This window comes from Prevotella sp. tc2-28 (assembly GCF_900107705.1).
Classification (GTDB): Bacteria; Bacteroidota; Bacteroidia; order Bacteroidales; family Bacteroidaceae; genus Prevotella.
Genome location: NZ_FNRE01000011.1, coordinates 125,874 through 132,780, shown reverse-complemented (window position 1 = coordinate 132,780; position 6,907 = coordinate 125,874). Strand labels below are relative to the sequence as shown.

The 6,907-nt window shown below is 53.3% G+C and carries 4 protein-coding genes and 1 rRNA gene; 3 read left to right on the top strand and 2 right to left on the bottom strand.

The genetic code is table 11. From position 1 onward, the window contains the following. Both BLU47_RS10835 and BLU47_RS10830 read right to left on the bottom strand, forming a co-directional pair. A 16S ribosomal RNA gene (locus tag BLU47_RS10835) occupies window positions 1-138 on the bottom strand; the annotation flags it as partial. A gap of 346 nt (window positions 139-484) precedes the next feature. Beyond that, window positions 485-1,321 (bottom strand): OmpA family protein, encoded by an 837-nt coding sequence (locus BLU47_RS10830; protein ID WP_091962390.1) that lies wholly within the window; start codon window positions 1,319-1,321, stop codon window positions 485-487. A gap of 258 nt (window positions 1,322-1,579) precedes the next feature. Here BLU47_RS10830 and purL point away from each other — a divergent pair, with 258 nt between their 5' ends. From purL to BLU47_RS10815, 3 genes are read left to right on the top strand one after another with little or no spacing between them, the layout of a single operon-like run. After that, window positions 1,580-5,335, top strand: coding sequence for a phosphoribosylformylglycinamidine synthase (gene purL, locus BLU47_RS10825; protein ID WP_091962387.1), 3,756 nt, complete (start codon window positions 1,580-1,582; stop codon window positions 5,333-5,335). A gap of 1 nt (window position 5,336) precedes the next feature. Continuing rightward, complete coding sequence (locus BLU47_RS10820) at window positions 5,337-5,864, top strand: chromate transporter (protein ID WP_091962384.1); 528 nt, start codon at window positions 5,337-5,339, stop codon at window positions 5,862-5,864. 6 nt (window positions 5,865-5,870) lie between these two features. Next, window positions 5,871-6,446 carry a chromate transporter gene (locus BLU47_RS10815; RefSeq protein ID WP_091962381.1) on the top strand — a complete coding sequence of 192 codons (576 nt, stop codon included), beginning with the start codon at window positions 5,871-5,873 and terminating at the stop codon, window positions 6,444-6,446. The last annotated feature ends 461 nt before the right edge of the window (window positions 6,447-6,907 follow it).

Genomic DNA, 6,907 nt, shown 5'->3' with positions numbered 1-6,907 from the left:
GAAGGTTGGATACGCGTTACTCACCCGTGCGCCGGTCGCCGACAAAGAAAGCAAGCTTTCTTCTCGCTGCCCCTCGACTTGCATGTGTTAAGCCTGTAGCTAGCGTTCATCCTGAGCCAGGATCAAACTCTTCACTGTAAAAATATCTTTTTCAACTATAAGTTGATGCTCTGTCACAGAACGCTCTCATATCCGGTAGTATCTATTGAAGTCAAGTTATTGACGGTTCGTTCAATTACCCAAGAGGCTTCTGCCTCTCGCTTCTTGTACTACTACTTCTTCTGTTTTATGTAAATCTTTCAAAGAACTCTTTTCTTCGCTTGCTCGCAGGTCATTTCCTGAAAGCGGATGCAAAGGTACGACTTTTTTTCGAACCAACAAACTTTTTCCAAGAAAAATTTTAATTTTATGCGAAAAAATTTCGGAACTTGACATAAATCAAGTTCCGAAACCATATTACACCTTATTATATTATATAAGGAGATTACTTCTTTTCCTCAGGAGCCTGTCCGATGAGATCCATGAACTCGTCGAGTTTCGGCGTGATGATGATCTGCGTACGACGGTTGCGCATCTTTCCAACCTCCGAAGTGTTGGGCTGGAGAGGATTGTACTCACCACGACCACCTGCTGTCAGGCGCTTGGGGTCAACACCATAGTCGTTCTGCAGAGCCTGTACGACACTGCTGGCACGCAGACAAGAGAGGTCCCAGTTGTTACGGATGTTCTCGCGTGAGATGGGCACATCGTCGGTGTTACCCTCTACGAGTACGTCATAGTCCTTGTAGTCCTTGATGATCTTGGCAATCTTCGACAAGGTCTCAGCAGCGCGCTTGTTAATCTTGTAGGTACCGCTCTCATACAGCATGTTGTCAGCCAGTGAGATGTAGACAACGCCCTTGAGCACCTGTACGTCGACCTCCTTCAACTCTTCCTTCGAGAGTGAGCGAGTGAGGTTATTGGTCAGCACCATGTTCAGTGAGTCACTCTTAGACTTCACCTCAACCAAGTGGCGGATGTACTGGTTCGACTCGTTAATCTGGTCAACCAGTTTCTCAATGCTGATATTGTTCTGGCTGGCATTTGTCAGACTCTTGTCGAGCGAGTTCTGCAATGTCTCATTGGTTTTCTGTACAGCAGCAAGCTGTTCCTGTAGACTAGCCACACGGGTATTGGCAGCAGCGAGCTGCTCCTTTGTATCCTGATAATTAGCCTGTAATGCTTTATTATCTTCCTGGCAAGCCTGAAGTTCCTTCTTTGAAGCACAGCTGGTCAGCAGCATACCTGCTACCAGTGAAATCATAAATACGGTCTTTTTCATCTTTTTCCAAATGATTAATTAATTATTTTTTGTCGCTTTGACGGTGCAAAGTTAATGATTAGACGCATATTTCCATCGAAAGTTGCATCTATTTAGATATTTTTAAGTAAACTTTGATGCCGTCGAAGGAACTTTCGTTCGGAAAACCCCCTTTCGAACTTTGTTCGCTTGCAAAAAGCAAGAAATTAATTTGGCTTTTCGCTCACTAATTCGTACCTTTGCAACCAAAATCATTATATTAATAAGGTAAAGAAGGATATGATACTCTTTTTTAAGACTCCACAGCAGAGCATAATCGCTACGCAAGTGGACCATCAACTCAAGGAAGACGAAGTAAAAGAACTGTGCTGGCTCTACGGCGATGCCGTGCTGCTGGGTGACGAGACGCTGAATGGCTACTATGTCGGTCCGCGTCGTGAGATGGTCACTCCGTGGTCTACGAATGCCGTTGAGATTACTCAGAACATGGGTCTTAACGGCATTTTGCGTATAGAGGAGTACTTCCCTGTATCATCATCGGATGCCGACCACGATCCAATGCTTCAGCGCATGTACAACGGTCTTACGCAGGACATCTTCACGGTGAACATCCAGCCAGAGCCCATCAAGTATGTGGACAACCTGGAGGAGTACAACGAGCAGGAAGGCCTTGCCCTGTCGCCTGAGGAGATAGAATATTTGCACAAGATAGAGAAAGAGAACGGCCGTCCGCTGACCGATTCCGAGATTTTTGGTTTTGCCCAGATCAACTCAGAGCACTGCCGTCACAAGATATTCGGTGGTACGTTCATCATCGACGGCAAGGAGATGGAGTCAAGCCTCTTTGCGATGATTAAGAAGACCACGCAGGAGAATCCCAACAAGATTCTCTCAGCCTATAAGGACAATGTAGCCTTTGCACAAGGTCCTGTTGTTGAGCAGTTTGCCCCTGCCGACCAGTCTACGAGCGACTATTTCCGCGTCAAGGAGATAGAGAGTGTCATCTCGCTGAAAGCCGAGACCCACAACTTCCCCACTACGGTGGAGCCCTTCAATGGAGCAGCCACAGGAACTGGCGGTGAGATTCGTGACCGTATGGGCGGTGGTGTCGGCTCATGGCCTATTGCCGGTACAGCTGTTTATATGACAGCCTATCCCAGATTAGGCGAAAGAGACTGGGAGGACATCATGCCTGCGCGCAAGTGGCTGTACCAGACGCCAAAGCAGATACTTATCAAGGCTTCCAACGGTGCCAGCGACTTTGGCAACAAGTTCGGCCAGCCACTGATTTGCGGTTCAGTGCTGACCTTTGAGCACCAAGAGAAGAACAGTGGCGACAATGACTCGCAGGACACCAAGTATGCCTACGACAAAGTCATCATGCTGGCAGGCGGTGTGGGCTACGGCACCAAGCGCGACTGTCTGAAGAAAGAGCCGCAGAAGGGCAACAAGGTCGTTGTGGTTGGTGGTGACAACTACCGTATCGGACTGGGTGGCGGTTCCGTTTCATCCGTTGACACCGGTCGTTACAGCAACGGCATCGAGCTGAATGCCATCCAGCGTGCCAACCCCGAGATGCAGAAGCGAGCCTACAACCTGGTGCGCGCCTTGTGCGAGGAAGACACCAACCCCGTTGTCAGCATCCACGACCACGGTTCAGCAGGTCATCTGAACTGCCTTTCCGAACTTGTTGAGGAGTGTGGCGGTGAGATAGACATGACCAAGCTGCCTATCGGCGACAAGACACTCTCGTCGAAGGAGATTATAGCCAACGAGAGTCAGGAGCGCATGGGTCTGCTCATTGACGAGAAGCATATCGAGCACGTGCAGAAGATTGCCGAGCGCGAGCGCGCTCCGATGTATGTCGTCGGCGAGACCACGGGCGATGCCCACTTCTCCTTCAAGCAAGGCGACGGTGTGAAGCCCTTCGACCTGGATGTCGCCCAGATGTTCGGTCATTCGCCCAAGACCATCATGCGCGACAATACCGTGAAGCGCACTTATGCTGATGTGGAGTATTATGGGGCTAATGGGGCTAATGAGACCAATGGGGCTAATGAGGCCCAGGAGAAGATTAACGAATATCTGCGGCGCGTGCTGCAGTTGGAGGCCGTGGCCTGCAAAGACTGGCTGACCAACAAGGTAGACCGCTCGGTGACGGGTAAGATAGCCCGTCAGCAGTGCCAGGGTGAGATACAGCTGCCTTTGAGCGACTGTGGTGTGGTAGCCCTCGACTATCGTGGTCGCAAGGGTATAGCCACCGCACTGGGCCATGCTCCCCAGGCCGGCCTAGCATCCCCCGAGGCAGGTTCGGTACTTTCCGTTGCCGAGGCGCTGACCAATATTGTATGGGCTCCGCTGGCTGATGGCATGGACTCGCTGTCGCTGAGTGCCAACTGGATGTGGCCCTGCCGCTCACAGGAAGGCGAGGATGCCCGTCTGTATGCCGGAGTGAAGGCCCTGTCAGACTTCTGCTGCGACCTGCACATCAACGTGCCTACGGGTAAAGACTCGCTGTCGCTGACCCAGCAATATCCCAATGGCGAGAAGATTATCTCTCCGGGCACCGTCATCGTCTCCGCAGGCGGCGAGGTGTCAGACATCCGCAAGGTGGTAAGTCCCGTTGTTGTCAACGACAAGCACGCCTCGCTGTATCATATCGACTTCTCGTTCGACGAGCAGCGCCTGGGTGGCTCAGCCTTTGCCCAGAGCTTAGGCAAGGTGGGCAGCGACGTGCCCACGGTGAAGAATGCCGAATACTTCGCAGATGCCTTCATGGCCGTCCAGCAGATGATTGAGAAGGGCTGGATTATGGCAGGTCACGACATCTCCGCCGGTGGTCTGATTACCACATTGCTGGAGATGTGCTTTGCCAACACGAAGGGCGGTATGCACATCAACCTGCACGACCTGTGCCAAGACGGCGACGTGGTGAAGGCGCTATTTGCCGAGAATCCCGGTGTTGTCGTTGAAATCAGCGACGAGCACAAGCAGGAGTTCGCCAAGTTCATGGAAGAGCAAGGCGTGGGCTTCGCCAAGATAGGCTACCCCGTAGAAGAGGGCCGCAGCCTTGTCGTTAAGGCAGGCGACCAAGAACTGACCTTCGACATCGACGCCCTGCGCGACGTGTGGTACAAGACGTCCTACGAGCTGGATTGCGAGCAGAGCTTCAACGGCAAGGCCAAGGAGCGCTACGAGAACTACAAGCAGCAACCGCTGGAGATGAAGTTCAACAACGACTTCACCGGCACGCTGGCACAATACGGACTGACTGCCGACCGCAAGGGCCGTTCAGGCATCAAGGCCGCCATCATCCGCGAGAAGGGTACCAATGGCGAGCGCGAGATGGCCTACTGCCTGTATCTGGCAGGTTTCGACGTGAAGGACGTCATGATGACCGACCTCATCAGCGGCCGCGAGACATTGGAGGACATCAACATGATCGTGTTCTGCGGTGGTTTCTCCAACAGCGACGTGCTCGGTTCGGCCAAGGGCTGGGCAGGCGCCTTCCTCTTCAACCCGAAGGCCAAGGAGGCACTCGACAAGTTCTATGCCCGCAAGGACACCCTGTCGCTGGGCATCTGCAACGGCTGCCAGCTGATGGTGGAGCTTGGCCTGACAGGCGCAGCAGGCGCAAAGATGCTGCACAACGACAGCCATAAGTTCGAGAGTGAGTTCATCTCGCTGAGCATTCCCCAGAACAACTCAGTGATGTTCGGCTCGCTGAGCGGCAACAAGCTCGGCCTGTGGGTAGCCCACGGCGAGGGCAAGTTCCAGTTGCCCGAGGCTGAGAGCGCGTATAACGTGATTGCCAAGTACAACTATGCCGGCTATCCCGCCAATCCCAACGGCTCCGACTATAACGTGGCAGGCATCTGCTCGGCCGACGGTCGCCACCTGTGCATGATGCCGCACCTGGAGCGCGCCGTGTTCCCCTGGCAGTGCGCCTGGTATCCTGAGAACCGCCGCATGGACGAGGTAACCCCGTGGATTGAAGCCTTCGTCAATGCCCGCAAGTGGATTGAAAAGCAATAACATGTACTGGGAGTCATTCAAGACCTTCTTTAAGATTGGCATATTCACCCTCGGCGGTGGATATGCCATGATTCCGCTTATAGAGGAAGAAGTGGTGAACCGCCACCGCTGGGTCGAGAAGGAAGAGATGCTCGACCTGATAGCCATTGCGCAGAGCTGCCCCGGTGTGTTCGCCATCAACATCGCCATCTTCATCGGCTATAAGCTAAACAAGGTGCGCGGAGCCCTTGCCACCACGCTGGGCACCGCGCTACCCTCGTTTCTCATCATCCTCATCATCGCCATGTTCTTCCATCAGTTCGAGGACAACGCCGTGGTGGCCGCCCTGTTCCGGGGCATCCGTCCTGCCGTGGTGGCACTGATTGCCGTTCCCACTTTCAATCTGGGCAAGCGTGCCGAGCTGAACAAGTTCACCATCTGGATTCCCATCGTGTCGGCGCTGGCCATCTGGCTGCTGGGCGTGTCACCCATCTGGATTATCATCGTGGCAGGAGTAGGCGGATACATTTGGGGAAGAGTTAAGAGTTAAGAAAATATGATTTTCATCAGTCTATTCTACACATTCTTCATGATAGGCCTCTTCGGGTTCGGAGGCGGCTACGGTATGCTGTCGCTCATACAGCATGAGACCGTTGAGCACTGGCACTGGATGACGTCGGCCGAATTCACCGATATCGTAGCCATCTCGCAGATGACACCCGGTCCTATCGGCATCAACTCGGCCACCTATGCCGGCTATACCGCCGTGAAGAACGCGGGCTACTCGATGCCCCTAGCCGTTCTGGGCTCCGCCACAGCCACCTTCGCCCTGGTGTTGCCCTCGTTAATCCTGATGATACTCATCAGCAAGATGTTCATGAAGTACATGCACCACCACGCGGTCGAGTCCGTATTCCGCGGTCTGCGACCCGCCGTTGTCGGACTGCTGGCCGCCGCCACCCTGTTGCTGATGACGCCCGACAACTTCTCCACCCCGTCTGCCGACCCCTGGCAGTTCAGCATCAGCTGCTTCCTCTTCCTTGCCGCCTTCGTGGGCGTTAAGTTTGTCAAGGTCAACCCCATCCGCATGATTCTATACTGCGCCGTAGCAGGACTGGCGCTACTCTTCTGATTCCGCCACGCCGCGCACCCACCGGAGCGTGGCACCGCCCACGGCCTGCTGCAGCCCGCGCGCCGGACGGATTCACGTGCTTAATCCGCACCACTTTCAGTTTCATCTTTGCCATAGCCTTGTCGTATCAATATGTCAAGTTCGTCAATTCACTGCGACCGATGCAAACGTCCATTGCAGACAGTTCTGCATTTCATTGCAATCAGTTCAGCATTCCATTGCAATCAAACCTGCGTTTCATTGCAATCAATCCGAAATCCATTGCTATCAAATTATAAGTTGAATGCGGTGCAAAGATAAAAAAATAGCGCGCAAATATCCAAACTTTCCGCCCACAAATCATGAATTCCGCACTATCCAGCACTTAATTCCGCACTGTCCGTCACCTAATTCCGCACCACCCGTCACTCAATTCCACACCACCCACCCCTGCCCTAAACGCAAAAAAAAGCGCCCCCGAT